We start from the raw sequence: 25,978 nt of genomic DNA, 5'->3' as shown, positions 1-25,978 counted from the left end.
AAATGAGGGTCAGTCGTCAAGCCAGTCGAGACGCCGCCCGCCCCGGTCGGACTGACTCTCCGGGCGGGCGCGACCAGCCTGGGCCGGGTCGTTGGAATAGCCGGCCTGGTTGTCGTAGCCAGCACCGCGCTGCTGCGGCGGCTCCTGGCCGTATCCGCCCTGCGGCGACTGACCGTAGCCGTCGCCGTAGCCGCCACGCTGGTCGTAGCCGCCGGACTGCTGACCGCCGTCGTAACCGCCGTAGCCGCCGGCCTGACCGCCGTCGTAAGCGCCCTGCTGGCGACCGTCGTAGCCACCCGCCGGGTTGGCGTCGTAGCCGCCGGCCGGCGCGTCGCCGTAGGCACCCTGCTGCCGGCCGGCGTCGTAACCGCCGCCGGCGTTGTCGAAGCCACCCGCCGGCGCGTTGTCGTAGCCGCCGCCCGCTCGACTGTCGCCGTAGCGCGGGCCGTCGCCGTATCCGCCCGCCGCCGGGGCGGTGCCGTAGCCACCGCTCGGGTTGGCCTCGTAGCCGCCCGCCGGGGCGGTGCCGTAGCCGCCGGTCGGGTTGGCGTCGTAGCCACCGGTCGGGCTGGAGTCGTAACCACCGGTCGGGCTGGCGTCGTAACCGCCGGCCGGTTTGGCGTCGTAGCCGCCGGCTGGAGGGGTGCCGTAGCCGCCGCCCGGGTTGGCGTCATAGCCGCCCGTCGGCGCGTCGCCGTAGCCCGCCTGCTGCCGGCCGCCGTCGTAGCCGCCGCTGGGTTTGGCGTCGTAACCGCCCGTCGGGGCGGCGCCGTAGCCACCGGCCGCGCCGTAACCGTCGCCCTGCTCCGGGCCCCGACCGTACTGACCAGGGCCGGCCTGGCCGTAACCCCGGTCCTGCTCCGGCTGGTAGGTGCTGGTCGGGTAGGGGTCGGCGGCCGGCGCGTACTGGGTGCTGTTGCTGTCACCGGTGTAGCGGCCGGTCGGCTCGTCGAAGCGCTCGTTGCCGTACCCGGCGCCCTGGGCCGGCGCGTAACCGCCCGCCCCGGCCGCGTAGCCCGGGCTGCCGTAGCCGGCGCCGGAGGACGGGCCGTTGCCGTAGCCGCTGCCCGAGGACGGAGCATTGCCGTAGCCGCTGCCGGAGGACGGAGCGTTGCCGTAGCCGCTGCCCGAGGAGGGCGCGTCGCCGTAGCCGTAACCGGCCTGCCCCGCACCGACGCCGTAGCTGGCACCGGGCGGCGCGCCGTACGGGTCCGGCGGCACGTCGTCCACGACCGGCCGCTGCAGCATGGTCGGGGCGTCGCTCATCGCGGCGCCGCCGACCATCGTCGGGGTCGGGCCGGTGCCCATCCCGTTGACCACCCGGGTCTGGTCGTCCGCACCCCGGTAGGCACCACGGGCCGCAGGGATCGCGCCGGCCGCGGCGGCCCCGCCCGGGCCACCCGGACCGACCGGCCCGCCCGGGCCGTCGCCGTCGCCGTCCTCGTTCTTACGGCGCATGTAGAGCAGCACGATGGTGCCCACGCCGACGGCGACGAAGAGCCCGCCGAGCAGGATCAGCAGCCAGGAGCCGAAACCGCCGGAGTCCTCGTTGGAGGTCGGCTCCTGTGCGGCGGCTGCGTCGGAGGCGGGGGTGTCGCTCGCCGCGTCGTCCTCGGTCACCTCCTCGGACGGCAGGGCCGACTCGCTTGCCGACGGGGTCGCGCTCGGGCTCGCCGACGCCTTGACCGCCACACTGAGGCGGATGCCGGTGACGGACTGGCCGGCCGCGGCGTTGATCGACTTGGTGCCGGGCTCGGCCTGCCCCTTGGAGGCGCCGAGGTCGATCCGCCCCGGCGCGATCGGTTGGGACGCGGAGCCGCTGAAGCTGAAGTTGCCGCTGCCGTTCGTCTCCGTCGAGCGCTGCTTGTTGGCGCTGTCGCGCAGCATCACAAGCGCGCCGGAGATCGGCTCACCCTCGGCGGTGACCACCTTGCCGGAGATCGTCTTGACGGTCTCCGGCTGCTGCGGGGACGGCGGAGCAGGCTTGCCCTTGACGGTCAGGTTGAAGTTGGCGGTGGCCGGCCGGCCAACTCCTTGAATCCGAACCGTGACAGAGGAGTTGGCGTCACCCGCGTTGTCGTTCGCGCGCAGGGTGAGGATCTGAACCTTTGGCGAGCCCGGCGGATTGAACTCGATACCGCCGCAACCGCTGGAGCAACTGACTCCGGCTGGCAGGCCGCTCAGGCTGATGTCGCCGTTTGCATCGCCGCCCTCGGGGTTGACCGTGACGGTGACCGTGGCATCACTGCCGGCGTTGACCGTGGCGGACCCGGGCGAGACGCTGACGCTTGCCGCGAGGGCGGGTGTGGCGGGGACGGTGAGCAGGGCGCCGAAGACCAACGCTACGACCACACCGGCCCGATGCTTCCAGGCACGTCGGTGTGTGGACACGTCCACCGCCTTCCGGGTCTGATCTCCCCACTGGCCGGTCCGGCCGGGTTGATCACTCACGGTACGAATTACGCCGTCGGCAACTATGCCTTGTCTGACCGGATCATCTCTACCCAGGGCCGGCGTCGGGCGGTCTTCTGCCGGGTCGTATCGTCCCGTCGTGTCCTCTCCGCACGCTTATTCCGAGTCGGTGCTCACCGCCGTGACGGCGCTTGATGAGGGCCGTACGCCCGAACGGCCGGTGCTCCGGGAGGCGGTCCGGTCGCTTCTGGCCGCCCTCACGGAGCGCGCTCCCGGCCGATCGGTTGAGGTGCGCGTCCCACCTTACGGCGCGGTGCAGTGCGTGCCCGGGCCGCGACACACCCGTGGCACCCCACCGAACGTGGTGGAGATGGACCCGGCGACGTGGCTGGCGCTCGCCACCGGACGCCTCGGCTGGGCGGACGCGGTCACCGAGGGTCGCGTACGGGTCTCCGGAATCCGGGCCGACCTTTCCGCGTACCTCCCGATTTAACCGGGCCGACCCGGTCGGACCTGGTGACGTTCGGCGGATGCTTCGTGACTGTCGGTGTCGACATCTGTTCGCGTACACTGGTGCCCGATGACGGTCCCGGCCCACGGTGCGGAGCTGCCCCCCGACTCCGCCAGGCCAGTCCAGACCCCCAGCATGAGGGAGCGGCAGGTGCCCCGAGGCGATGGCCGGCTGAGCCACGACCTTGACCCCCAGCGACCCGGCCCCCAGGACGCGTGCGGCGTCTTCGGTGTCTGGGCCCCGGGGGAGGAAGTCGCCAATCTGACCTACTTCGGGCTCTACGCCCTCCAGCACCGCGGCCAGGAGGCTGCCGGTATCGCGGTCAGCGACGGCTCCGGCGTCGTGGTCTACAAGGACCTCGGCCTGGTCGCCCAGGTGTTCGACGAGCCGACCCTGGCCAGCCTGCGCGGGCACGTGGCGATCGGGCACGCGCGCTACTCGACCACCGGCGGTTCGACCTGGGAGAACGCCCAGCCGACGATCCGCGCCACGAGTGCCGGCACCACGATCGCCCTGGCCCACAACGGCAACCTGGTCAACACCTCCGACCTGCAGCGTGAGGTGTCCGCCCGCGGGTTGGACTCCGACGGGTCGAGCAACGACACCTCGCTCGTCACCATGCTGCTGGCCAGCCGCCCCGACCTGTCGGTCGAGGCGGCGGCGCTCGAGGTGCTGCCGCAGTTGCGCGGCGCGTTCAGCTTCGTCTTCATGGACGAGTCGACGCTCTACGCGGCGCGCGACCCGCACGGCGTACGCCCGCTTGTGCTCGGCCGGCTGGAGCGTGGCTGGGTGGTGGCGAGCGAGACCGCGGCGCTCGACATCGTCGGCGCGAGCGTGGTCCGCGAGGTCGAGCCGGGTGAGCTGATCGCCGTCGACGAGGACGGCCTGCGTTCCAGCCGGTTCGCCGCCCCGGAGCCCAAGGGTTGCCTCTTCGAATACGTCTACATCGCCCGGCCGGACGCCACCATCGCCGGCCGGAACGTGCACGCCGCCCGGGTGCAGATCGGCCGCCAGCTCGCCAAGGAACACCCGGTCGAGGCCGACCTGGTGATCCCGGTGCCGGAGTCCGGCACCCCGGCGGCGATCGGCTACGCCGAGGAGTCCGGCATCACCTACGGCCAGGGGCTGATGAAGAACCCGTACGTGGGGCGCACCTTCATCCAGCCCTCGCAGACGCTGCGTGCGCTCGGCGTCCGGCTCAAGCTGAACCCGCTGCGGCAGAACGTCCGCGGCAAGCGCCTGGTGGTGGTGGACGACTCGATCGTCCGGGGCACCACCCAGCGGGCCATCGTCCGGCTGCTGCGTGAGGCGGGTGCGCTGGAGGTCCACGTCCGGATCTCGTCGCCGCCGGTCAGCTGGCCCTGTTTCTACGGCATCGACTTCGCCACCCGGGCGGAGCTGCTGGCCAACGGGCTGGACAACGAGGGCATCCGGCGGTCGATCGGCGCCGACACGCTTGGTTACGTATCGCTGCCCGGTCTCATCGCGGCGACCGAGCAGCCGAAGACCCGGCTCTGCCGGGCGTGCTTCGATGGGGAGTACCCGATCGAACTGCCGGCCGGGAACCTGATCGGCAAGCACGTGCTCGAGGGCGTGGGCCGCCGGATCGTCGCCGAGGCGGCCGAGTCCACGATCCCTCTCGTCGCCACACCCACCCATCACCCGTAGCACCACCGACGCGGGTCCGGCGCCTCGGCCCCGCGGAACCACAAAGGGGAGAACCGTGACGCACGTGTCCGAGCGCAGCGGCGCAGGATCCAGCCCGTCGGGTGCCGGCGGCGACCGCCAGCCCTGGTCGGCGGGCTCCAGCCGGACGCAGCGCAAACGCTCGGTCTCGTACGCCGACGCCGGGGTGTCGATCGAGGCGGGCGACCGCGCGGTCGAGCTGCTCAAGTCCAAGGTCAAGGAGACCCGGCGGCCGGAGGTCATGGGTGACCTGGGCGGCTTCGCCGGCCTGTTCCGGCTGGACACCAAGAAATACAAGAACCCGATCCTGGCGTCCTCCACCGACGGCGTGGGCACCAAGCTGGTGATCGCCCAGCAGCTCGACATCCACGACACGGTCGGCATCGACCTGGTCGCCATGGTGGTCGACGATCTGGTCGCCTGCGGCGCCGAGCCGCTGTTCCTGCTCGACTACATCGCGACCGGCGAGGTCGTGCCGGACAAGGTCGCCGAGATCGGCGCCGGCATCGCCGACGGCTGCCGGTACGCCGGCTGCGCGCTGCTGGGCGGTGAGACCGCCGAGCACCCAGGCGTGCTGCGCCCGGACGAGTACGACATCTCCGCCACCGGTGTGGGCGTGGTGGAGGAGAACGAGATCCTCCGGCCGGAGCGGGTCGAGGTGGGCGACGTGGTGATCGCCATGCGCTCCTCGGGCCTGCACTCCAACGGCTATTCCCTGGTGCGGCACGTGCTGCTGGGCGCCGGCCGGATGCGGCTGGACGTGGTGATCGAGGACTTCGGCCGCCAGCGCACGCTTGGCGAGGAGCTGCTCACCCCGACCAAGATCTACGCGAAGGACTGCCTCAAGCTGATCGCCGAGGCGGAGGTGCGGGCGCTTGCCCACGTGACAGGTGGCGGCATCCCGGGCAACCTGGTCCGGGTGCTGCCCGAGCACGTCGACGCGGTGGTCAACCGTTCCACCTGGAAGCCGCAGCCGATCTTCGACCTGATCCAGTCGAAGGGCCGGATCGAGGACCCGGAGATGGAGGCGACCTTCAACATGGGCGTGGGCATGTTCGCCATCGTCTCCGCCGAGGACGCCGACCGCGCGCTCGCCACCCTGACCGGCCGCGGCGTCGACGCCTGGCAGGCCGGCGAGATCATCGAGGGCACTGGGAACGTGCAGATGGTCGGCCAGCACACCCGCGGATGATCACAGTGTGTTGATCATCCGGGCACCTGACCGGGGGTTCACCCGAGTGGCCGCCGCGGCCTAGCCTGAAGGTTCGGGTTTTCACAGGTACGCGGGGGAGGGGTCGATGGCTGCGCGCACCTCGGAGGGGATGCGGGGCATCGCCGCCGTCCCCTCGTACGTGGTGATGCAGCCGACGACGCTGTGCAACCTCGACTGCGCCTACTGCTATCTGCCGCTGCGCGCGGCGGACCGGCGGATGCCGGTGGCGGTCGCCGAGGCGGTGGCGGCGTCGGTGAACCCCTGGGCGGCCGAGGGCCGGTGCTCGGTGGTGTGGCACGGCGGTGAGCCGCTCGCGGCGGGCCGGGAGCACCTGGCCGCGCTGCTGGCCCCGTTCGGGCCGGAGGTGGAGCACCACGTGCAGACGAACGCCACGCTCATCGACGACGCCTGGTGCGCGTTCTTCGCCGAGCACCGGGTTCGGGTCAGCGTGAGCGTGGACGGCCCGCGGGAGCGCAACGGTGAGCGGGTCACCCGGGGTGGCCGGCCGGCGTACGACCGGATCGTGGCCGGGGTGGCGGCGCTGCGCCGGCACGGGTTGCCGTTCTCGGCGCTGGCGGTGGTCTCCCGGCCGGAGCCGGGGCTGGCGGCGGAGCTGTACGACTACTTCCTCGACCTGGGTTGCGAGGTGCTCGGCGTCAACATCGAGGAGACCGAGGGGGTGAACATCAGGTCGAACGCCCGGGACGCGGTCGCGGTGACCGGGTTCTGGGCCGAGCTGGTGACCGCCTGGCGCCGGGATCCCCGGATCCACCTGCGTGAGGTGGAGTGGTCGCTGCGGTACGCCGGCGCGGTGCTGACCGGTGCCGCCGACGACCTGCTGCCCCGTCGGCTCGACCCGATTCCGACTGTCGCCCACGACGGTTCGGTGGTGGTGCTCTCGCCCGAGCTGGCCGGCTTCACCGACCCCAGGTACGGCGACTTCGGCAGCGGGAACGTGCTTGCCACGCCGCTTGGCGCGATTCTCGCCGACGCGGGGCGGACGCCCTGGGTGGACGAGTTCCTCGCCGGGGTGGAGGCGTGCCGGGCATCCTGCGCCTATTTCGGCTTCTGCGGTGGCGGCCACGCCGCCAACCGCTACTTCGAGCAGGGGCGGTTCGACGGTACGGAGACCGAGCACTGCCGTAACAGCAAGATCCGCCTACTGGAGGGAGTGTTGGAGCATGCCCGAGATCACCAGTGACACCGACCGGGACGCGGTCGCCGACCGGGTGCGGGATGCCGCCGTGGGGCTGACCGCGCTGCTCCACGAGGCCGAGGCGGCACGCCTGCTGCGGGCGGAGGTGTCGGGCGGCGACGGCGCCAACGCGGTGTGCGCGTGGAACCACTTCGAGAACATCCCGACGTTCTACAACTGGAACAACCGCCCACGCTGAGAGCCGGTTCGGCGATCAAGGGACCTGCCAGCGCAGCCGGGGAGGCACCCGGTGCGGCAGGTCCCTGATCGTCGGTCGTACGCCGCCTCCGGGGTGAGCACATGCGTGAGCACGCGGGTGTTCCCGCGTGCTCAGATGTGACCGGAGGTCAGCGGGTCGGACGGGCCCAGGGGTCAGGGTCGTCGTCCGCGTGGTCCTCGTCATCGTCGTCGACAAAGTTCTTGTCGTCGTCGAAGTTGTGCTCAGACTTACCACTACCCGCCAGTTCACGCTGCAAGGCGGTTAGGTCGGTGTTCGGGGAGTGGTACTTCAACTCCCGGGCCACCTTTGTCTGCTTGGCCTTAGCACGGCCGCGCCCCATGGCTCGACCCCCTCGCACAGAATGCGGGGCAGCCCGAAGGCGGGCCCCGATGACGTCAGGCATCTCTCGTGGCTCTTACGGTACATGGGGATGCCACCGTTCGGCACCTCGGGTCACCGTCGACCGGCCCTGCGCGTCGCAGTGTTCCGACCGTCACAAAGTGTACCTGGTAAGGGGTGATTGCCGAGGTCGGCCGTGACAGCGGGCAAATCGACACGAAGTCACCGACGCCCAGCCTAACGCCCCGACCGGCGGCGTGACGCCCGAGGGCGGGAGTCGATGGGCCCGCCCCCGGGCGCCGGTCACCGGAGGTGGATGCTGCGCAGCCGGCCGACCTCGGCCATCCGCCGCTCGGCGAGCCGGTCCGCGGCGACCGCCGGCGGGACACCCTCGTCGTCGGCGAGTCGCAGGATCTCGCGGGTGGTGTCGAAGATCCGGGTGGCGCGCAGCTTGGCCCGCTCGAAGTTGAAGCCCTCGATCTCGTCGGCGACCTGGATCACGCCACCGGCGTTCACCACGTAGTCCGGGGCGTAGAGGATGCCCCGGTCGGCGAGGATTTTCTCGATGCCGGCGTGGGCGAGCTGGTTGTTCGCCGCGCCGGCGACCACCTTGGCCCGCAGCACCGGCACGGTGTCGTCGTCGAGCGCGCCGCCGAGCGCGCACGGGGCGTACACGTCGATGTCGGACGCGACGAGCGCCGCGGTGTCGTCGACCAGGATGACCTGCGGGTGGGTGGTGCGGACCCACTCCCGGGCGCGAGGGTTGACGTCGGTCGCGACGACCTCGGCGCCGTCGTCGAGCAGGTGCCCGGTCAGATATTTGCCGACCTTGCCCAGGCCGGCTACGCCGACCCGCCGGCCGGCAAGCGTCGGGCTGCCCCAGACGTGCTCGGCGGCGGCCCGCATGCCCTGGTAGACGCCCCAGGCGGTGAGGATCGACGAGTCGCCGGCGCCGCCGTGCTCCACGCTGCGGCCGGTCACGAAGCGGGTCTCGCGGGCGATCACGTCCATGTCGGGGACGTAGGTGCCGACGTCGCAGGCGGTGTAGTAGCGGCCGTTGAGCGACTCCACGAAGCGGCCGTACGCGCGCAGCAGGGCCTCGCTCTTGAGCTGCTCCGGGTCGCCCCAGATGACCGCCTTGCCGCCGCCGAGGTCGAGGTTGGCCAGGGCGTTCTTATACGCCATGCCGCGCGACAGGTCGAGCACGTCGGCGAGGGCGTCGGCCTCGCTGGCGTACGGGTAGAACCGGGTACCACCGAGCGCGGGGCCCAGCGCGGTGGAGTAGATCCCGATGATCGCCTTCAGGCCGGACTGCTTGTCCTGGCAGAACACAACCTGTTCGTGACCTGTGGATGCGGGGTCGTCGGTGCTGGCAAATACGCCCATGGCTGACTCCTGTGTCGGTGTGCGCCCTCGTGGGGCGCGGACCTGGGTGGCGCGGCCGGCGGGATGACGCCGGTGTCGTTGAGCCTAATATCGGCCGGGACCGTACTGTCGCCCACGTCACGGTGCCGGTGTGACGGTGGCGACGGGCGGTCCCGTCTCGTGGGAGGATCGCGCCGTGCCGTCGCTCTTCGCTTCATACCTGCGCGTGTACGAGCCGCTGACCGCCTTCGACCGGGACCGCCAGTCATACTGGCGCCGGTACGCCACCGAAGGTCGGGCGATCGCGCCGCTGGAGGGGCCGGGTCGGCAGCGGACCTCGGTGATCGAGGCGCTCGGCGCGGGCTGGACCCGGCTGCCCGAGCTGCCGGAGGAGGCGTACGTCCTGGAGGCCGACGACACGCTGCTGGTCTGCCCGTGGAACCTGCGGATCCGGGTCGCCGAGGCGGCGCTCAGCGCCCGCGACGGCGTGCCCTCGGTGCTCGCCGACGCGTTCGTGCCGCCGGTGCTGGCCGGGCAGGCCAAGGCCGTGGTGGAAGACTGGCGCAGCGGGGCGCGGGTGCTGGAGCACGGCGTGCCGCGGGTGCACGAGCAGGTCGCCACCTGGGGGGTGCCGCTGCGCTGGTTCGTGCTCTTCGAGGCCGGGGAACGGCACCTGGTCACCGACGCGGGGCGACGCGCGTTGCGCTACCGCACCGAGATCTCCAAGGCCCGCCGTCGTTCGTCCCGGGCGCTGTCCGTGCTGCGCAAGTCGGTCGGGGAGGCGCCGATCACCGAGGCGGTCGAGGAGGCCGCCCGCTGGCTGGAGGAGTTCCACCCGAGGTCGGTGGTGGAGCTGGACTACGGCGGTCTGGTGCAGTTGCTGCCGGATGAGACGCTTGCGGCGGACGACTCGACCGAGCTGGTCGCGGCGGGCCTGGCCGGGCTGTCCCGGGGCGAGGCCGAGGAGGCTTCTGCGGCGTACGACAAGCTTGTGGCCCGCTGGCGGGCGGTGCAACTTCTGGAGCGCTGCAACTGACGCCCGGTTGATCCCCCTTTATGGCGTCGGTTCCGAAGTTACCTCGTAGTTGACGCATCACGAACCGTGATCATGAGTCCGAATAAGGTAGGTTCTGCCGCATAAAAGTAGTAAAAATCGGGCATGCTTCATCCGTCCGTCTAGGGACCTTCAGCCGTTCGGCCCATGTCGGACATCGGGGACTAGCCGGACCATGGGAGACGCGTCGGCCGGCGGGACCCCGGCCGATGTCTATACATGTGGAGGAGTGACCCCGATGGCATCGCGAACGCACGAACCAGAGCCGCTACTCACACCGGCCGAGGTGGCGTCGATGTTCCGTGTCGACCCGAAGACGGTGACCCGGTGGGCCAAGGCTGGCAAGCTCAGCGCCATCCGGACCCTGGGCGGCCACCGCCGATACCGCGAGTCGGAGGTTCGGGCCCTGCTTCAGGGTCAGATCCCCCAGCAGCGGCAGGGGGACTGACGACCCGGACGTTCTCTCAGGCGTTCCGATCAGGGGCGGTCGACCGTCGCACCAGCGGCGATCACCGCCCCTGATCGTGTCCGGAGGTCGCGCCGTCAAGCACGATCCGCAACCCCACCGTGCCGCCCTCGCCCCGGCGGAGCCGGCTACCAAGCAACGTCATCCGCCCGATCACCCGGTACTTCTGCTTGAGCAGCCCCCGCACCCGGCGGGTGTGCTCCGGGTCGTCGATCGTCGCGTGCCCCGGCACCGCCTCACCGCGCGGGTTGCCGCGCACGTCGCACGGGGCCACCGTGACCCGGCCGTCACGCCGGATCCGCTTCACCTTGCCGGAGTCGGACACCGTCCACACCGCCAGCGCGTCGCCGTCGCGCACCGCCCACACCGGCGTCGACACCACCCGCCCGTCCTTGCGGAACGTGGTGAGCAGCACGTACTTCTCCGCGGCCAGGCGGTCCAGGTCGGTCACGACGCCCAGGATACGGCTGCGACAGCGCTGCCGAGCCCGGATAGCGTGCTCGCATGACCCCCGAACCCACGATCGGCGACGTGTTCGGCGAGATGATCCGCGACGCGTACGCCGTGGCCACCGGGGTCGGCCCCCGGCCGATGGCCGGCGGACGCCTGCCGCGCCCGGTCATCGAGATCATCGAGCGGGACGACGGGCTTGTCAACGGCGCGCCCGCCGAGCACTACCTGGACCCGCCGCAGCGGTGGCAGCCGCACGACCACCGGGCGGTGGACCGGGTCCACGGGCACGTGCTCGACGTCGGCGTGGGCGGCGGTCGGATCGCGTTGCACCTCCAGGAGCGCGGGGTGCCGGTCACCGGGCTGGACACCTCGCTCGGCGCGCTGCGGGTCAGCCGCCACCGGGGCGTACGCGAGCTGGTGCACGCCACAGTCGACGAGCACGTCGTCAGCGGCCGGCGCTACGACACGTTCCTGCTGCTCGGCAACAACCTCGGCCTGTTCGAGGGCCGCGAGCGCGCCCCGGTGCTGCTGGCCGCGCTCGCCGCGCTGGCCCGACCCGGGGCGCGGGTGATCGCGCACGGCACCGACCCGTACGGCACCACCGACCCGGTGCACACCGGCTACCACGAGGCGAACCGGCGGCGGGGCCGGCTGGGCGGACAACTGCGGTTGCGGTTGCGGTACCGGCAGCTCGGCACCGACTGGTTCGACTACCTGGTCTGCTCACCCGCGGAATTCGCGGAGCTGGTCCAGGACAGCCCGTGGCGACTGGCCGACGTGGACGCCACCGATCACCCCTACTATCTCGCCACGCTCGCGCTGAGAGGTTAGGAAGGGGCCCTTCTTATCGCCTAGGCGATAAGAAGGGCCCCCGCCTTACACCTACACCTGGACGGTGGGCGCGGTCTCCTCGGGCGGGAGACCGCCGTCGCCGTCGACCACCTCGTCCGGGGTGCCGTCCTCGTCGATGTCGACCATGGTGATGTCCACCTTGCCGTCGCCGTCGGTGTCGAACTGGAACAGGTCGGCCTTGCCGTCGCCGTCGGTGTCCACCACCCAGACGTCGGTCTTGCCGTCGTTGTTGGTGTCCGCGCGAAGCAGGTCCACCCGCTCGTCACCGCGCGTCTCGACCGTCTCGGTGCTCTCCGCGCTCTCCGGTGCCTGGCTCATCTCGATCCTTCCTTCGGCGTTGACGGCGGTCTTTACCCCGTCCGCCCGCCCCCCACGCATGCCCGGCGGTCCCGCCGACGCATAGGGTCGCATCCAGGATCGAATGAGCGGCCGGCCGGGCGGCGGAGACCCCGTGCGCCACCGCCGCGACGAGGGGACACGATGAGTGGTCGTTTTGTGGTCGTCGGGGCCGGCACCATGGGCCTCGGCATCGCCTACGCGGCGGCCGGCGCCGGGTACGCGGTCGAGTTGGTCGAGGTCGACCCGCAGCGGGGAGCCGACGCCGTCCGGCGGCTCGGCGAGCTGTGGGACCGCGCCGTCAAGCGCGGGAAGCTGACCGCCGAGGCGGCCACCGCCAACCGGGTGCGGGTGACGCCGCGGACCGGCCTGGCCGAGGTGGCCGACGGGCCGGACGTGATCGTCGAGGCGGTGCCCGAGCGGCTCGACCTCAAGCGGGCGGTGCTCCGGGAGGCCGAGGGCCGCCGGCCGGCGCTGCTGGGCAGCAACACGTCGAGCATCCCGATCGCCGAGCTGGCCGACGGGCTGGAACGCCCGGCGGACTTCCTCGGGCTGCACTTCTTCAACCCGGTCTGGGCGATGGCGCTGCTCGAAGTCGTGGTCGGCCCGGCCACCGCGCCGGAGACCACCGGGGCGGCCGTCGCGCTCGCGGCCCGGCTGGGCAAGGACCCCGTCGTGGTACGCGACATGCCCGGCTTCGCCACCTCCCGGCTCGGAGTCACGCTCGGCCTGGAGGCGATCCGGATGGTGGCCGACGGGGTGGCCGAACCGGCCGACATCGACAAGGCGATGGTGCTCGGCTACCGGCACCCGGTCGGCCCGCTGGAGCTGACCGACCTGGTCGGGCTGGACGTCCGGCTGGACATCGCCCGCACCCTCCAGGCCGCGTACGGTGACCGGTTCGCCCCGCCGCCGCTGCTGGTCGAGATGGTCGCCGCCGGCAGGCTGGGCAAGAAGTCCGGGCAGGGCTTCTACACCTGGGAAGGCGGCCTGAAGCGGTGAGCGGGCTGCGGATCGAGGAACTGCCGGACCGGCTCGTGGTCACGCTCGACCGGCCGGAGAAGCGCAACGCGATCGACGCCGACCTGGTCGGCGAGCTGCACGACGTCTGCGCCGAACTGGAGGCCCACCCCCGGCTGATGCTGCTCACCGGCGGGACGGACGGCGTCTTCGCCGGTGGCGCCGACATCGCGCAACTCCGCGAACGCGGCCGGCTGGACGCGCTTGCCGCCATCAACCAGGGCGTCTTCGCCCGGATCCGGGCGTTGCCGTTGCCCACCGTGGCGGCGGTCGACGGCCCGGCGCTCGGCGGTGGCGCCGAGCTGGCGTACGCCTGCGATCTCCGGGTGTGCACGGGGCGTGCGGTCTTCGGCCAGCCCGAGGTGCGACTGGGCATCCTGGCCGGCGCCGGCGCGACCTATCGGCTGCCGGCGCTGATCGGCGAGGCCCGGGCCAAGGAACTGCTCTTCACCTGCCGGCGGGTGGACGCCGACGAGGCGCTGCGGATCGGCCTGGCGAACCGGGTGGTGGCCGAACCGGCGGAGCTGCTGCCCACCGCGCACGGCCTGCTCGACGAGATGGCCAAGGGCTCCGCGTTGGCCCTGCGGCTGACCAAGCTGGCGGTGGACGCGCCGCCGGCCGCGCACCCGCAGCTCGACCTGCTGAGCCAGGCGGTGCTCTTCGAGGACGAGGAGAAGCACCGGCGGATGACGGACTTCCTGGAGCGACGCCGGGCGCGCTGACCCCTTGCCGGGCGGCGCGGGCCGCACCGGGTTCTCCCGGTGCGGCCCGCCCTGTTTCGACCGCTCAGCCCCGGATCTGGACCCCGGCGTCGGCCAGCGCGGTGATCGCCCGCGCCGACTCGCCGAACCCGATCACCAGCACCGCCTCCGGCCCGAAACTCTTGATGTCCTGGGCGATGCCGGTGAAGTCGACGGGCGTGTTCGGGTCGGCCGGCGGCGCGTAGGTCAGCAGCTTGAGCCGGTCCGCGCCCACCCCGGCCTTCTCCAGCTCGGCCCGGACGTTCTCCTGGAGGCCCTCGCCGTAGGAGTCCTTGCGGGCCAGGAGCACGATCTTGCGCGGCCCGTCCCGCAGCATCACGTCGGCGAGTGCCCGACCCTGGAGGCTGTCCGGGGGCGCGGTGCGGAAGTAGAGGCCCTTGTCCTCCATGGCGCTCAACCCGGCGTCGGTGTTCGACGGGGAGAAGAGGATCCGCCCGGCGGCCACCACGTCCGGCAGCACCTCCCGGGAGATGCCTGACGCTCCGGCGCCGATGATCACCGAGACGTCCTGGCTGACGTGCGAGGCCACCGTCGCCTTCGCCACCGCCGGGTTGGTGCCGTCGTCGCCCGCGATGAACCTCACCGGCTCGCCGAGCACTCCGCCGGCGGCGTTGACCTCGTTGATCGCGAGCGTGACCCCGGCGGCCATCGGCGGGTACGCCAGCGCCAGGTCACCCGTCTTCGGCAGCAGGCCGCCGATGATCAGCGGCGCGTCCTTCGCCTTTCCGGCGCGGGGCTTGCGGCCCTGCGGCGGAGCCTTGGTGCTTGCGCCCGACTCGTCGCCGGCGCCGACGAACTCGGTCTTCGCGTCGTCGATCTTCTCGTTCCCGAAGTGCACCGTGGCGTAACTCGCGGTGGCCGGCTCGCCGGTGTCGGTGAAGCCGGCCCGGTTCAGCGACACGCCCCGGTATTCCAGGTTCTGGCCGGCGCGGGCGAGCTGGAGGCAGGACTTCGCGGTGTCGCAGATCTGGCCGCCCGTGGTCACCCCGACGATCTGCTTGGCGATCTCGGCCGGCGCGGTGGTCCCGGCCATCTGGGCGGCCAGCGCGCTGATCACCACGGCGTCGTAGGACTCGGCGGAGTAGAGGTAGTCGGTCAACTTCGGATCGACGTTGCGTAGTCGTTCCTTGAAGCTCTCCGGCAGCGGCGTCAGGGGGGTGGTGCCCTTCATCCCGTTGAGGAGAATCGCCCGGTCCTTGAGTTCCGCGGCGAAGGAGTTGAGCATGTTGCCGTCGGCGCCGTAGAGGCTGACCTGGGTGGTGGCCGCGTCCTTCGGCTCGTCACTCCCGCAGGCGCTGGTAGCGAGCAGGAGCGCCGCGCAAGCCATGGACAGGGCCGCGCGCGACGTGCGATTTCCAAGCATGGTCGTCCTTCCTCCGGCGAAGGTCCGCTGCGCACATTAGCGTGCCCGCGCAGGACGCGGGACCGTGGACCTGGCTCCGTCGGCACCCCGACTGCGGTAATTACTCCGGGTGATTGCCAACTCGGTTCCGGGTCACCGGTTTGACCTCCGGCGTTACTGTTCCGCAGGTGACCGACGACGCACAGCAGACGCTTGACGACGCGACCGCCGTGCTCCGTTCGGCGCTTGCCGGCGACGGCGCCGGCGTGGTCGGCGCCTTCGACGCGGTGGTCGATCGCGCCGGGCTGGCCGGGGCGTACGGGGTGGCCTGGTGCCTGGCCGCCACCATGCTCGGCGACGACGCCCCCGGGGGCGCCGCCGCGCTCGACTTTCCCGGCATCGACCAGGCCGACTACGACACCCGCTGGGTGGCCCGCTTCGTCAGCGCGTACGCCAACGACGACGCCGACACCGGCGAGGCGCTGTTCGGCGCGGCGGCTGCCGACGGGCTGCTGCCCGACTGCCTGCTCACGCTCGCCGGCTCGACCATCGCCACGCTGCGCAGCCGGGAGGGCTGACACCGCGCTCCCCAGTTGTGATACCTCTGACTGATGTCCCAGGCGATGCTCGGCAAGGTGCGCAAGCTGCTCGCCCAGGCCGAGGACCCGGCCTGCACGCCCGCCGAGTCGGCGGCCTTCATGGCCAAGGCGACCGAGTTGATCGCCCGGTACGGCGTCGACCGCGCGCTGCTCGCCGCCCGCGAGCCGGCCGCCGATCCGATCGGGGACCGCACGGTCGAGGTGGTCGCCCCGTACGCGCGGGACAAGGCCGGCCTGCTCGCCGCCGTCGCGGACCCGCTGCGCTGCCGCTGCGTACGCCGCCGGCAGGGTGACGCGTACGTGATGCACCTGTTCGGCTTCGCCAGCGACCTGGAGCGGGTCGAGCTGCTCTTCACCTCGCTGCTTGTGCAGGCGGCGCACGGGCTGGCCGGGGCGGCGGTGCCGGTCGGGGAGCATCTGGGCGCGTTCCGGCGTAGCTGGCTCGCCGGCTTCGCCCAGGTCGTCGCCGAGCGGCTGCACGCCGCCGAGGCCGGGGCGGTCGCCGAGGCCGGCGCGCCCTCGGTGGCGCTGGTGCTTGCCGACCGCACCGACCGTGTCCAGCGCCGGCTCGCCGAGGTGTACCCGCGACTGCGTACCGCCCCGCGCCGCCGGCTCGCCGGAGGCGGCTTCGCGCCCGGCGCCGCCGCCGGCCGCCGCGCCGACCTGGGCGACACCGGGCTGACCGGCGCCGGTGTGAGCCCCGAGATAGCCGGCTGACCGGGTCAGACGGTGGTGCGGGTGACAGTCGCCAGGTAGCGGCAGAGCAACTCGTGCCAGCCGGCGGTGAGCGCCTCCCGATAGCCCTCGGCGGCCGTGCCGTGCCTGTCGAAGTAGCGGTGCTCGACGTCCACCCGGGTCGACCCGGAGTCCTCGGGGTGGAAGAGCACCTCCACCTCACTGGCCCGGGCCGGATCCGGCACCGGCACCCGGTCCGGCCCGATCTGCCAGGTGAAGACCAGTCGCCGGGGCGGATCCCAGGTCAGTACGCGACCCCAGTCGTTGCGGAAGCTGTACGGGCCGATCTCGTAGAGCATCCCGCCGGCCCGTGGCTCCATCCCGAGCGCGGCCAGGGCCTCCGGCCCGGACCAGGTGTATTCACGTACCCACCAGTCGGCCAGCGCGCCGGTGAAGACGGCGTACGCCTGCTCGGGGGGCGCCGGGACGAGGAGCCTGCTGCGGAGGGAGAAGCGGTCGGATTCCTGCCGGACCTCATCCGGATCGGCCATCTCCTTTCCCATAAGCCCGGACCATACCGGCTGATGTCTCGCTGTGCAGCTTCGGTTTCGCCCGCTTTCGGACAGCGGGAATCCCGGTTCCCGACAGTCCGACCGCGCGGCGGCGGCCCCCGACGGGAGACGTCGGCCGGTGGATGCCGTACCGGAAAGCGGGTAACCGCCGCTGACCCGGACCGGCCGATGGAGGACTAGGAGTATGAGTGACAGCGGAGCCGTTGGCTCATGAGGGCGTTGGTGCTGTTGGTTCTGGTGATCGCCGCACTGATGATCGCCGCGTTCGTCGTCGTGGGCAGGCGGGACCGGCAACGGCTGTCCTCCCCGGAGGACTCGGCCGCGGCCCGCGAGGCGCGGGCCCAGCAGGAGCGACACGCGGCGGAGCGCCACGGCATGCAGGGCAACGTGTGGCGGAACGGCCAGAACTCGCAGTAGGCGTCAACGACGCGCAGGGTGCCGGCCTAGAGAACGTCGAACTCGTTGCCCTCGGGGTCGGCCATCGTCACGTGGTCAGGCGTCCCGTCGGGTTCGTCCACCCGGAGCACGGTCCCGCCCGCCGCCACCAGCTTGTCGACCGCCGCCTGGACCCGCGGCCAGCGGACCTCGAACGGCTCCTGCCGGCCGCCGCCGACGTGGACGTCGAAGTGCATGCGGTTCTTGACCACCTTCGGCTCCGGCACCCTGAGGAACGACACACCGGGCCGGACGCCGTCCGGGTCCTCGATGAAGGCGCCGTCGTCCCACTCGTCCTCGGGGATCTTGAAGTGGGCCTGCCACGCCTCCCAGGTGGCGAACCCGGCCGGCGGGGCGGCCGGGACGTAACCCAGCGCGAGGCACCAGAACGCCGCCAGATCGCGCGGACTCGCGCAGTCGACGGTCAACGACCACTGCTCGGACATCGCCACACCGTAGACCCTCCGAGGTCTCGCCGAGGGCCGGGGCGGAAAAGCAGAACGCCGACCGGCGTTTCCGCTGGTCGGCGCTCCTGTAGCCCGGCGAAAGGCTATGTGGCCAGGGGCGGGGTCGAACCGCCGACCTTCCGATTTTCAGTCGGACGCTCGTACCAACTGAGCTACCTGGCCGTGGTGCTCGGCACATGCTATCGCACGGCCGATACGCAGAACGCCGCGCATGATGTGCGCGGCGTCAGCGCTTGCGGTCCTGACGGGACTTGAACCCGCGACCTCCGCCTTGACAGGGCGGCGAGCACTCCAACTGCTCCACAGGACCTGGCTGGTGTTGCCTCCGGCGCGAGCCGGATCGTGCCCCCAACGGGATTCGAACCCGTGCTACCGCCTTGAAAGGGCGGCGTCCTGGGCCGCTAGACGATGAGGGCGGCCCCGCCATCATTGCACACTCGCAACTTCAAGCGGACTTGCTCCCATCCGGCCCCGCCGGAGGCATGAAGAGCATATGTCATGCCTCCTCCGACGGCCAAACCGGTATGGTCGCAGGCACATCACCGGGCAAAGCCGCAGCTCAGTGACGGTGTCACCGCAGCCGGGCGATCCCGTACCGCCGCTTCAGGTCCGGAATCAGGTGCCGGCAGGCGGCCATCGTCTGAGTCCGGTCGCCGCCCGCGTCGTGCATCAACACGACCGAACCGTGGTGGGTGGCGGACTCCACCCGCTTGATGATCTTCTTCGCCGGTGGGTGGTCCCAGTCCTGCGGGTCGACGCTCCAGTGCAACGGGCGCAGACCCAGTTGCTTGGCGACGGTGAGTTCCTCGGCGGTCCACCGGCCGCCGGGCTGGCGGAACCAGGTGATCTGCGCCTTCGGGGCCGCCTCGCGGATGACCCGGTTCGTCCGTTCGAGGTCGGCCCGGATCTCCGCGACCGGGCGCCGGCCGAGGTCGATGTCGTGCCGCCAACTGTGGTTGCAGAGCTGGTGGCCCTCCCGGACGATCTGGGCCACCAGTTCCGGATGATGTTTGACCTGCTTGCCGACCAGGCAGAACGTCGCGGTGACGTGGGCCGCCCGGAGCTGGGCCAGGATCTGCGGGGTGTAGCGGGGGTCCGGCCCGTCGTCGAAGGTGAGCGCCACCCCCGGGCTGCCGCTGCGCCGGTGCAGGCCGGCCGGGAGCTTCTTGGGCAGCGGTCGCAGCTTCGGCTTCGGCGGTGGGGTGGTGCGCGTCGGCTGCGGTTTCGGACTGGGAGTCGGGCTCGGCGTGGACGTGGCGGAGGGCTGGGCGGCGACCTTCTCAGGGGTCTTGCCCGAACCGCCGCAGCCGGCGAGGAGAAGCACCAGGCCGAGGGCGAACGCCAGGAAGGCGCGTGGACGCATCTGTCGCTCCCGGGGGTCGGGTCAGATGGACTTTCCGACCGTAGTGGACGCCACCCCCGAGTGGGAGAGGGGGCGTCAGCCGGCCGCCGACTGGTCGAGCGAATCCCGTACGGCCACGGCCAGCGAGAGCGCCTCGGCCAGGTCGACCGGGCGGACCACCCCGGCCGGCAGCGAGTCCGCCCGCCAGCCCGGCCCGGCGGCGAGCACCAGCAGCGGCCGGCGGGGGACGGCCAGCAGCGCGGCGAGCTGGCGCGGGTCGGCGGTGGCGCGGGTGTGCGACCAGAGCACCACGGCCGCCGGCCCGGTCCGGTTGACCGCCTCGACCAGGGCGGCCACGGGCATCCGGGCACCGAGCATGCGATAGCTCACACCGGTCTCGGCGAGCGCGGCGGCCAGCGCCTCCAACGGCAGGGAGTGCTGTTCCTCGTCGGCGCAGGAGAGCAGGATCCGGGGCGGCCCGGCGGTCGGGTGTGTTCGGGCCACCGCGGCGAACGCCTCGGAGACGCACCGGGACACGAGATGCTCCACCTCGATCAGCCCGGCGGTGGCCGCGTGTCGTTCCCCGATGCCGGCGAGCACCGGCCGGAGCAGTCCCTCCCAGGTCGCCACCACCCCGTCCGCGGTGACGGCGTCGGCGATGGTGCGGGCGATCGTCACCGAGTCCAGCCGCATGGCGGCCCGGGCCAGGCCACGTGCGACCGGCCCGGCGCGGCCGACCGGGATGGTGGCGCCACCGCCGTCGCGGACCGTCAGGTGGCCGGCCTTCAGCCCGAGCCGTTCCGGCGGGAGTACGGTCGGCGCCTGCCGGGCCCAGCGAGCCGCCTCGGCGGGCGCGACCCCTTCGGCGGTGAGCCGCCGCATGATCTCCAGTCGAGCGAGGTCGGCGGGCGTGTAGCGCCGGTGGTGGCCCGGCACGTGCTCGCTGGGACCGAGGCCGTAGCGCTGGTGCCAGGTCCGCAGCGTGGTGACGGCCACGCCGAGCCGGCGCGCGACGACCCCCGCGCTCAGCGCCTCATCGGCCACCCGACCGCTCCGGTGCCTCGGCGGCCGGCGCGCCGGACCGGATCGGGTCGGCCGGCGCAGCGGACCGGGCGGGGTCGGCCGTGACCTCGGACCGGGCCGGGTCGGCCGGGTGCAGCAGCCGGTTCACCACGCCGCCCAGCCAGGGGGCGTACGCGCGGGGGTCCGCGTCGAGATCGGCCGCCACCGTCTCCGGATCGACCCAGCGCAGCTCGGCCACCTCGTCCGGGTCGGGCCGGGTGGGCAGGTCGGCGGGCACGTCGGCGCGCAGCACGTGGTCGTACTCGAACTCGACCCGACCGGTGGCCGGGTCCTCGGCGTAGTAGAGGTAGATCCCCACCTCGGTGAGGTCGAGCGGTCCGAGGCCGAGTTCCTCGGCGAGGCGGCGGTTGGCGGCCTCGGTCAGCGACTGACCGGGCAGCGGATGACCGCAGCAGGAGTTGGCCCAGCGCAGCGGGAACCGGGTCTTCACCGCGGCCCGCCGCTGGAGCAGCACCCGCCCGGCGGGGTCGACCAGGAGCACCGAGAAGGCCCGGTGCAGCCGGCCGGGCGGCTGGTGGGCGGTGGCCACGCTTGTCTCGCCGACGACCCGGCCGCCGTCGTCGACCAGCTCGACCAGGTGGTCCTCCCGCGCGGTCACGAACCCTCCCCGGTGATCCGGGCGGCGGCGAGCTTGCCGCTGATCAGCACCATCGGCACGCCCACGCCGGGTTGGGTGCCGGAGCCGACGAAGACCACGTTGCCGAGTGTCCGGTGCAGGTTCGACGGGCGGAACGGGCCGGTCTGGAAGAGGCTGTGCGCGGCGGCGAACGGCGTGCCGGCGGCCATGCCCTGCGCCGCCCAGTCGGCCGGGGTGACGGCGCGCAGCACCTCGATGCCGTCGCCGAAGCCGACGTAGCCGCGTTCCTCAAGCGTGCGCACGAGCTGGTCGGCGTAGCGGTCGGTGAGGTCGCCGGGCCAGTGGAACGGCGCCCGGTCGAGGTTCGGCACCGGGGCCAGCACGTAGTAGGTGTGCTTGCCGGCCGGTGCCACCGACGGGTCGGTGCGGCTCGGGTTCGTCACAAGCAGCGACGGGTCGGTCATCAGCTCGCCTCGGCGGATCACCTCGTCGAACGTGCCCTTCCAGGAGCGTCCGAAGTGGATGTTGTGGTGGGCGATCTTGCCATAGCCCTGCGTGGATCCGACGTGCAGCACCACGCAGGAAGGCGAGTAGGTGAGCCGCCGCTGGCGGCTCTCCGGCAGCAACTCCTGGTAGGCGACCGGCAGGTCGGGGTTGAGCACCACCACGTCGGCCGGAACGACCTCGCCGTCGGAGGTGATCACGCCGGTGGCCCGGCCGTGGGCGGTTTCGACCCGGGTCACCGTGGTCCCGTACCGGATCTGCACGCCGTGCTTCTCGGCCGCGCCGGCCATGCCGCGGGAGACCGCGTGGATGCCGCCGCGCGGGAAGCTCACCCCGGCCACCGAGTCGAGGTACGCGATGACGGTGTAGATCGCCAGCGCGTCGTGCGGTGACAGGCCCGCGTACATCGCCTGGAAGGAGAAGATCCGCTGGGTACGCGGGTCGCGGAAGAACTGGTTGATCTTCGTCTGGAGTCGCCGGAACGCGCCGTTGGCGAACAGCTTCAGCAGGTTGCCGGTGAGCAGGTCGGTCGGCGCGTCGAGGTTGCGTTCGATGAAGTCGGCCCGTTCCCACCGCCAGAGGTCGCGGGCGTAGTCGACGAAGCGCAGATAGCCGTCCGCCTCGCGGGGTCCGCACACCCGGGAGATCTCGGCGGCCATCCGGGTGGTGTCGGTGATGACGTCGAGCGTCGACCCGTCCGGGTAGTAGGCGCGGTACGCCGGGTCGAGCGGGGTCAGGTCGAGCCAGTCGGTCAGCTCCTCGCCCACCGCGCCGAGCGCCTCGGCGATCAGGTCGGGCATGGTGAGGACGGTCGGACCGGTGTCGAACTCGTACCCGTCGACGCTGAGCCGACCGGCGCGCCCACCCGGCACCGGCTCGCGTTCCAGCACGGTCACCTGCCGGCCGCTGCCCGCCAGGTGCAGCGCGCAGGCCAGCCCACCCAGCCCGGCGCCGACCACGACCACGCGGTCGGTCCGTCCGTTGACGGTGCGCATTCCGGCTCCCTTGTTCGCGAGGTTCCTCATCAGGACCGCCGTTCGGTGGCGGCGGTGGCGAGACCGGTGAGCGCCGTGCGCGCCGTCTCGTCGATGGGTGCGGTGTCGAGCGCGGACAGCGCCTCAGCCACCCGTTCGGAGATCATCCGTTCCACCCGGGCCGCCGCGCCGGTGTCCCGGACCACATCGGCAAGCCGGGCCAGCTCGCGCGTGCCGCTTACCGCGCCGGCCCGGTCCAGGGCGCGGCGCTGTGCCGGGTCGGCGAGCTGCCGGGCCAGCATGAGCAGGGGGGTGGGTTTGCCGGTGCGCAGGTCATCCCCGGCCGGCTTGCCGGTGGTCGCCGGGTCGCCGAAGACGCCGAGCAGGTCGTCGCGGAGCTGGAACGCCTCGCCGACGGCCAGCCCGTAGCGGGTGTACGCGGCGGTAAGCGGGCCGTCCGCGTCGGCGCCGGCGAGCCCGGCGCCGAAGAGCAGTGGGCGCTGGACGGTGTAGCTGGCGGTCTTGTAGCGGGCCACCCGCAGCGCCCGGTCGACCGACCAGTTCGCCGCGTCGTTCTCGCCGAGCACGTCCAGGAACTGCCCGGCGACTGTCTCCACCCGCATCTGGTCGTAGCAGCGGCGCACGTCGAGCAGCCGGTCCGCCGGCACGGCGGCCCGCCCCATGAGCCGGTCGGCCCAGACCATGCAGAGGTCGCCGATGAGCACGGCGACCGCCTCGCCGTACCGGTCGGGGTCGCCGGTGTGACCGGCGGCCCGGTGCCGGGCGGCGGCGGCCCGGTGCGCGGTGGGCCGGCCGCGCCGGACGTCGGAGGCGTCCATCACGTCGTCGTGCACGAGCGCGAACGTGTGCAGCAGTTCCAGCGCGGCGAGGGCGGGCAGCACCGAGGGCAGCGATCCGTCGACGCCGAGCACGCCCCGCCAGCCCCAGTAGGCGAACGTGGGGCGCACCCGCTTGCCGCCGGCCAGCACGGAATCGCGGGCCGATGCGGCGAAACCACCCATCGCCGCGTCGATCTCGGTGAGCGATTCGACCTCGGTGGCCAGGAACGCGGTCAGGGTGTCGTCGACGCCCGTGACCAGGTCTTTCGTGAACGCGGCCAGTACGCCGTGGACCGGATCGTCAGTCGCTTCCGGCTGTGCCGGCGCGACGCGGAGCGCGTTATCCGCAACTGCGTCGTTGGCCATGCGGAGGAGCGTACCCTAGGCTCACGAGTTGCGTCGATTTCTGCGTCGAAACGAGGAGGGGTCCGGTGGACACCGATCTCACCGCTGCCTATGACCGCTGCCGCGAGCTGCATCGGCGGCACGGCCGCACCTACTATCTCGCCACCCGGCTGCTCCCCGCATGGAAACGACGGCATGTGCACGCGCTGTACGGGTTCACCCGCTACGCGGACGAGATCGTCGACCGCACCGAGGACCTGCCGCCCGCCGAGCGCGCCGCTCGGCTGCGCGAGTGGTCCGACCGCTTCGTCGCCGGCCTGCACGGTGCGTCGGTCGACGACCCGCTGCTCCCCGCGGTGCTGCACACCATCGCCGTGTTCGACCTGGACCGCGACGATTTCGCGTCGTTTCTGCGCAGCATGGCGATGGACCTGACGGTCACGTCGTACCCGACCTACGACGACCTGCTCGACTACATGGAGGGCTCGGCCGCCGTCATCGGCACCATGATGCTGCCGATCCTGGGCAGCTCCGACCCGGCCGCCGCCCGGGAGCCGGCCCGGCAGCTCGGGTTCGCGTTCCAACTCACCAACTTCATCCGGGACGTCGCCGAGGACCTCGACCGGGGCCGGACCTACCTGCCCGACGAGGACCTGGCCAAGTTCGACGTGACCCGCGACGACCTGCTCGCCGCCCAGGCCGCCGGCCGCGCCACGCCGGCGATCCGCGAGCTGACCGAGTACGAGGTGACCCGCGCGCAGGCCCACTACCTCGCCGCCGCGCCGGGCATCCCGCTGCTCAACCCCGCCTCACAGGCCTGCATGCGCACCGCGTACGCGCTCTACGGCGGGATCCTCGACGAGGTGGCCGGGCAGGGCTTCGACGTCTTCGTCCGCCGTGCCCTGGTCCCGCAGCGGCGGCGGATGGCGGTGGCCGCGCGGGCGCTGCTCACGCCCGCCGGCACGCCGGTGCGGGTGCCCGGTCCGGCGCCGGCGTCGGCCGTGGCCGGATGACCGAGCGTACGGCGGTCGTGCTGTTCACCCGCGACCTGCGGGTGCACGACCACCCGGCGCTTGCCGCGGCGGCGTCGGCGTTCGACCGGGTGGTGCCGCTGTACGTGCTCGACCCGACGCTGGGGAAGCTCTCGCCGAACCGCACCCGCTTCCTCCACCATAGCCTGGCCGAGCTGCGCGAGGCGCTCCGCCGGCGCGGCGGCGACCTGGTGGTCCGGCGCGGCGACCCGGTGGCCGAGACGGTGAAGCTGGCCCGCGAGGTGGGCGCCGAGGGCATCGGGCTCTCCGCCGACGTGAGCCGCCACGCCCACCGCCGGGAACGCCGCCTGCGCGCCGAGTGCGAGCGGCACCGGATGTTCCTGCGGCTCTTCCCCGGGCTGACGATCGTCGACCCGGGCGCGCTCCGGCCCAGCGGCGGCGACCACTACCGGGTTTTCAGCCCCTACTTCCGCGCCTGGCAGGGGGTGAAGCTCCGCGCGGAACTCGCCGCGCCGAAGCGGATCCGGCTGCCCGAGGGCGTCGACCCGGGCCGGCTGCCGGAGCCGCCGAAGGGCGACAGCCTGGACGCCGCCACCGGCGGGGAGAGCGTCGCCAGGCGCCGGCTCACCGCGTGGCTGCCCACCCTCGACAGGTACGACGACATCCACGACGACATGGCCGGCGACGACACCTCGCGACTCAGCCCGTACCTGCGGTGGGGTTGCGTCTCCCCGCTCGCGGTGGCGAACCGGGCCGGCGACCGCGACGGGCCGTTCGTCCGGCAGCTCTGCTGGCGCGACTTCTACCACCAGGTCGTCGCCGGTTTCCCGGACCTGAGCACGACTGCGTACCGGCGGGGCGCCCGGGAGGTATGGCGGGACGACCCGGCCGCGCTGGCGGCCTGGACCGAGGGGCGCACCGGGATGCCGATCGTGGACGCCGGCATGCGGCAACTGCGTACCGAGGGTTGGATGCACAACCGCGCCCGGCTGATCACCGCCGGCTACCTGACCAAGCACCTCGGGCTGGACTGGCGGTCCGGGCTTGAGGTCTTCTTCCGCTGGCTGCTCGACGGCGACCGGGTCAACAACTCCGGCAACTGGCAGTGGGTGGCCGGCACCGGCAACGACAGCCGCCCCTACCGGGGCTTCAACCCGGTGCGCCAGGCCGAGCGCTACGACCCGGACGGCGCGTACGTGCGGCGGTGGGTGCCGGAGCTGGAGTCGGTGGCGGGCAAGGCGGCGCACCAGCCGTGGCGGCTGCCCGACGGGATACGCCGCACGCTCGACTACCCGCCGCCGCTCGACGTTCCCGGCAGCGACCCGGTCTGGATGCGCTGACCGCACCCG

Annotated in this window: 28 protein-coding genes and 3 tRNA genes; 15 read left to right on the top strand and 16 right to left on the bottom strand. The window is 72.3% G+C overall.

What is annotated here, in order from left to right:
* Nucleotides 1-9: 9 nt before the first annotated feature.
* Entirely contained in the window at nucleotides 10-2,391 is a 2,382-nt protein-coding gene (locus SM450_RS06765) for a carboxypeptidase regulatory-like domain-containing protein (RefSeq protein ID WP_474619039.1), read from the bottom strand.
* Between the two features lie 160 nt (nucleotides 2,392-2,551).
* On the opposite strand from SM450_RS06765, the gene SM450_RS06760 reads away from it, so the two are divergent.
* The 5 genes from SM450_RS06760 (at nucleotide 2,552) to amcA (ending at nucleotide 7,216) form a co-directional block, all read left to right on the top strand.
* Nucleotides 2,552-2,905: a sterol carrier family protein gene (locus SM450_RS06760; protein WP_474618790.1), complete on the top strand. Its 354-nt coding sequence runs from the start codon at nucleotides 2,552-2,554 to the stop codon at nucleotides 2,903-2,905.
* A gap of 168 nt (nucleotides 2,906-3,073) precedes the next feature.
* Entirely contained in the window at nucleotides 3,074-4,591 is a 1,518-nt protein-coding gene (purF, locus tag SM450_RS06755; RefSeq protein ID WP_474618789.1) for an amidophosphoribosyltransferase, read from the top strand.
* Nucleotides 4,592-4,646: 55 nt separating this feature from the next.
* A complete protein-coding gene (gene purM, locus SM450_RS06750; protein WP_474618788.1) occupies nucleotides 4,647-5,801 on the top strand; it encodes a phosphoribosylformylglycinamidine cyclo-ligase in 1,155 nt (384 codons plus the stop codon).
* Between the two features lie 130 nt (nucleotides 5,802-5,931).
* A complete protein-coding gene (gene amcB / locus SM450_RS06745) occupies nucleotides 5,932-7,023 on the top strand; it encodes a cyclophane-forming radical SAM peptide maturase AmcB (RefSeq protein ID WP_474619038.1) in 1,092 nt (363 codons plus the stop codon).
* A complete protein-coding gene (amcA, locus tag SM450_RS06740; RefSeq protein WP_474618787.1) occupies nucleotides 7,004-7,216 on the top strand; it encodes a multiple cyclophane-containing RiPP AmcA in 213 nt (70 codons plus the stop codon). Before amcB ends, amcA begins: the two co-directional genes overlap by 20 nt.
* 148 nt (nucleotides 7,217-7,364) lie before the next feature.
* On the opposite strand, the gene SM450_RS06735 is transcribed toward amcA, so the two are convergent.
* Nucleotides 7,365-7,577, bottom strand: a complete 213-nt coding sequence (locus tag SM450_RS06735; RefSeq protein ID WP_091062223.1) for a DUF3073 domain-containing protein — start codon at nucleotides 7,575-7,577, stop codon at nucleotides 7,365-7,367.
* Between the two features lie 302 nt (nucleotides 7,578-7,879).
* A complete protein-coding gene (locus SM450_RS06730; RefSeq protein WP_474618786.1) occupies nucleotides 7,880-8,962 on the bottom strand; it encodes a Glu/Leu/Phe/Val family dehydrogenase in 1,083 nt (360 codons plus the stop codon).
* A 175-nt stretch (nucleotides 8,963-9,137) separates the two neighbouring features.
* On the opposite strand from SM450_RS06730, the gene SM450_RS06725 reads away from it, so the two are divergent.
* The gene (locus SM450_RS06725) at nucleotides 9,138-9,977 is read left to right on the top strand and encodes a DUF8083 family protein (RefSeq protein ID WP_474619037.1); all 840 of its coding nucleotides are present in this window, start codon (nucleotides 9,138-9,140) and stop codon (nucleotides 9,975-9,977) included.
* Nucleotides 9,978-10,233: 256 nt separating this feature from the next.
* Nucleotides 10,234-10,443 (top strand): BldC family transcriptional regulator, encoded by a 210-nt coding sequence (locus SM450_RS06720; RefSeq protein ID WP_007073996.1) that lies wholly within the window; start codon nucleotides 10,234-10,236, stop codon nucleotides 10,441-10,443.
* Nucleotides 10,444-10,504: 61 nt separating this feature from the next.
* On the opposite strand, the gene SM450_RS06715 is transcribed toward SM450_RS06720, so the two are convergent.
* Entirely contained in the window at nucleotides 10,505-10,912 is a 408-nt protein-coding gene (locus SM450_RS06715) for a PPOX class F420-dependent oxidoreductase (RefSeq protein ID WP_474618785.1), read from the bottom strand.
* A gap of 53 nt (nucleotides 10,913-10,965) precedes the next feature.
* Here SM450_RS06715 and SM450_RS06710 point away from each other — a divergent pair, with 53 nt between their 5' ends.
* On the top strand, nucleotides 10,966-11,745 hold the full coding sequence (locus SM450_RS06710; protein WP_474618784.1) for a class I SAM-dependent methyltransferase: 780 nt from the start codon (nucleotides 10,966-10,968) through the stop codon (nucleotides 11,743-11,745).
* Between the two features lie 51 nt (nucleotides 11,746-11,796).
* On the opposite strand, the gene SM450_RS06705 is transcribed toward SM450_RS06710, so the two are convergent.
* Nucleotides 11,797-12,084 carry a hypothetical protein gene (locus SM450_RS06705; protein WP_474618783.1) on the bottom strand — a complete coding sequence of 96 codons (288 nt, stop codon included), beginning with the start codon at nucleotides 12,082-12,084 and terminating at the stop codon, nucleotides 11,797-11,799.
* Nucleotides 12,085-12,246: 162 nt separating this feature from the next.
* On the opposite strand from SM450_RS06705, the gene SM450_RS06700 reads away from it, so the two are divergent.
* The gene (locus SM450_RS06700; protein WP_474618782.1) at nucleotides 12,247-13,104 is read left to right on the top strand and encodes a 3-hydroxyacyl-CoA dehydrogenase family protein; all 858 of its coding nucleotides are present in this window, start codon (nucleotides 12,247-12,249) and stop codon (nucleotides 13,102-13,104) included.
* The gene (locus SM450_RS06695) at nucleotides 13,101-13,844 is read left to right on the top strand and encodes an enoyl-CoA hydratase/isomerase family protein (RefSeq protein ID WP_474618781.1); all 744 of its coding nucleotides are present in this window, start codon (nucleotides 13,101-13,103) and stop codon (nucleotides 13,842-13,844) included. The genes SM450_RS06700 and SM450_RS06695 overlap by 4 nt, the downstream gene beginning before the upstream one ends.
* Nucleotides 13,845-13,908: 64 nt before the next feature.
* Here the strand turns inward: SM450_RS06695 and SM450_RS06690 are convergent, their stop codons facing one another.
* On the bottom strand, nucleotides 13,909-15,246 hold the full coding sequence (locus tag SM450_RS06690) for an ABC transporter substrate-binding protein (RefSeq protein WP_474618780.1): 1,338 nt from the start codon (nucleotides 15,244-15,246) through the stop codon (nucleotides 13,909-13,911).
* Between the two features lie 167 nt (nucleotides 15,247-15,413).
* On the opposite strand from SM450_RS06690, the gene SM450_RS06685 reads away from it, so the two are divergent.
* Nucleotides 15,414-15,803 (top strand): hypothetical protein, encoded by a 390-nt coding sequence (locus SM450_RS06685; protein ID WP_474618779.1) that lies wholly within the window; start codon nucleotides 15,414-15,416, stop codon nucleotides 15,801-15,803.
* Nucleotides 15,804-15,836: 33 nt separating this feature from the next.
* The gene (locus tag SM450_RS06680; protein WP_474618778.1) at nucleotides 15,837-16,541 is read left to right on the top strand and encodes a DUF2786 domain-containing protein; all 705 of its coding nucleotides are present in this window, start codon (nucleotides 15,837-15,839) and stop codon (nucleotides 16,539-16,541) included.
* A 5-nt stretch (nucleotides 16,542-16,546) separates the two neighbouring features.
* Here the strand turns inward: SM450_RS06680 and SM450_RS06675 are convergent, their stop codons facing one another.
* On the bottom strand, nucleotides 16,547-17,062 hold the full coding sequence (locus SM450_RS06675) for an SRPBCC family protein (RefSeq protein ID WP_474618777.1): 516 nt from the start codon (nucleotides 17,060-17,062) through the stop codon (nucleotides 16,547-16,549).
* 219 nt (nucleotides 17,063-17,281) lie between these two features.
* Here SM450_RS06675 and SM450_RS06670 point away from each other — a divergent pair, with 219 nt between their 5' ends.
* Entirely contained in the window at nucleotides 17,282-17,488 is a 207-nt protein-coding gene (locus SM450_RS06670; protein ID WP_474618776.1) for a hypothetical protein, read from the top strand.
* Between the two features lie 26 nt (nucleotides 17,489-17,514).
* Here SM450_RS06670 and SM450_RS06665 read toward each other — a convergent pair whose 3' ends face one another.
* The 9 genes from SM450_RS06665 to SM450_RS06625 all read right to left on the bottom strand — a co-directional run bounded on the left by SM450_RS06665 (nucleotide 17,515) and on the right by SM450_RS06625 (nucleotide 23,658).
* The gene (locus SM450_RS06665; protein ID WP_474618775.1) at nucleotides 17,515-17,952 is read right to left on the bottom strand and encodes a VOC family protein; all 438 of its coding nucleotides are present in this window, start codon (nucleotides 17,950-17,952) and stop codon (nucleotides 17,515-17,517) included.
* A gap of 109 nt (nucleotides 17,953-18,061) precedes the next feature.
* Nucleotides 18,062-18,135: transfer RNA gene (locus SM450_RS06660), tRNA-Phe, on the bottom strand.
* A gap of 74 nt (nucleotides 18,136-18,209) precedes the next feature.
* A tRNA-Asp gene (locus tag SM450_RS06655) sits at nucleotides 18,210-18,283 on the bottom strand.
* A 33-nt stretch (nucleotides 18,284-18,316) separates the two neighbouring features.
* Nucleotides 18,317-18,389: transfer RNA gene (locus tag SM450_RS06650), tRNA-Glu, on the bottom strand.
* A 155-nt stretch (nucleotides 18,390-18,544) separates the two neighbouring features.
* Nucleotides 18,545-19,336: a polysaccharide deacetylase family protein gene (locus SM450_RS06645; RefSeq protein ID WP_474618774.1), complete on the bottom strand. Its 792-nt coding sequence runs from the start codon at nucleotides 19,334-19,336 to the stop codon at nucleotides 18,545-18,547.
* Nucleotides 19,337-19,411: 75 nt separating this feature from the next.
* Complete coding sequence (locus tag SM450_RS06640; RefSeq protein WP_474618773.1) at nucleotides 19,412-20,359, bottom strand: MerR family transcriptional regulator; 948 nt, start codon at nucleotides 20,357-20,359, stop codon at nucleotides 19,412-19,414.
* On the bottom strand, nucleotides 20,349-20,996 hold the full coding sequence (gene idi, locus SM450_RS06635; protein ID WP_474618772.1) for an isopentenyl-diphosphate Delta-isomerase: 648 nt from the start codon (nucleotides 20,994-20,996) through the stop codon (nucleotides 20,349-20,351). Before idi ends, SM450_RS06640 begins: the two co-directional genes overlap by 11 nt.
* On the bottom strand, nucleotides 20,993-22,474 hold the full coding sequence (gene crtI, locus SM450_RS06630; protein ID WP_474618771.1) for a phytoene desaturase family protein: 1,482 nt from the start codon (nucleotides 22,472-22,474) through the stop codon (nucleotides 20,993-20,995). The genes idi and crtI overlap by 4 nt, the downstream gene beginning before the upstream one ends.
* Before the next feature lie 29 nt (nucleotides 22,475-22,503).
* The gene (locus SM450_RS06625) at nucleotides 22,504-23,658 is read right to left on the bottom strand and encodes a polyprenyl synthetase family protein (protein ID WP_474618770.1); all 1,155 of its coding nucleotides are present in this window, start codon (nucleotides 23,656-23,658) and stop codon (nucleotides 22,504-22,506) included.
* A gap of 65 nt (nucleotides 23,659-23,723) precedes the next feature.
* Here SM450_RS06625 and SM450_RS06620 point away from each other — a divergent pair, with 65 nt between their 5' ends.
* Together SM450_RS06620 and SM450_RS06615 are read left to right on the top strand one after the other, a co-directional pair.
* Nucleotides 23,724-24,650, top strand: a complete 927-nt coding sequence (locus tag SM450_RS06620) for a phytoene/squalene synthase family protein (protein ID WP_474618769.1) — start codon at nucleotides 23,724-23,726, stop codon at nucleotides 24,648-24,650.
* Nucleotides 24,647-25,969 (top strand): cryptochrome/photolyase family protein, encoded by a 1,323-nt coding sequence (locus tag SM450_RS06615; protein WP_474618768.1) that lies wholly within the window; start codon nucleotides 24,647-24,649, stop codon nucleotides 25,967-25,969. The genes SM450_RS06620 and SM450_RS06615 overlap by 4 nt, the downstream gene beginning before the upstream one ends.
* Nucleotides 25,970-25,978 lie beyond the last annotated feature (9 nt).

It is taken from the genome of Micromonospora marincola (assembly GCF_056150385.1).
Note: the sequence above shows the minus strand (reverse complement) of the source record. Positions and strands in the feature narration are given on the sequence as shown.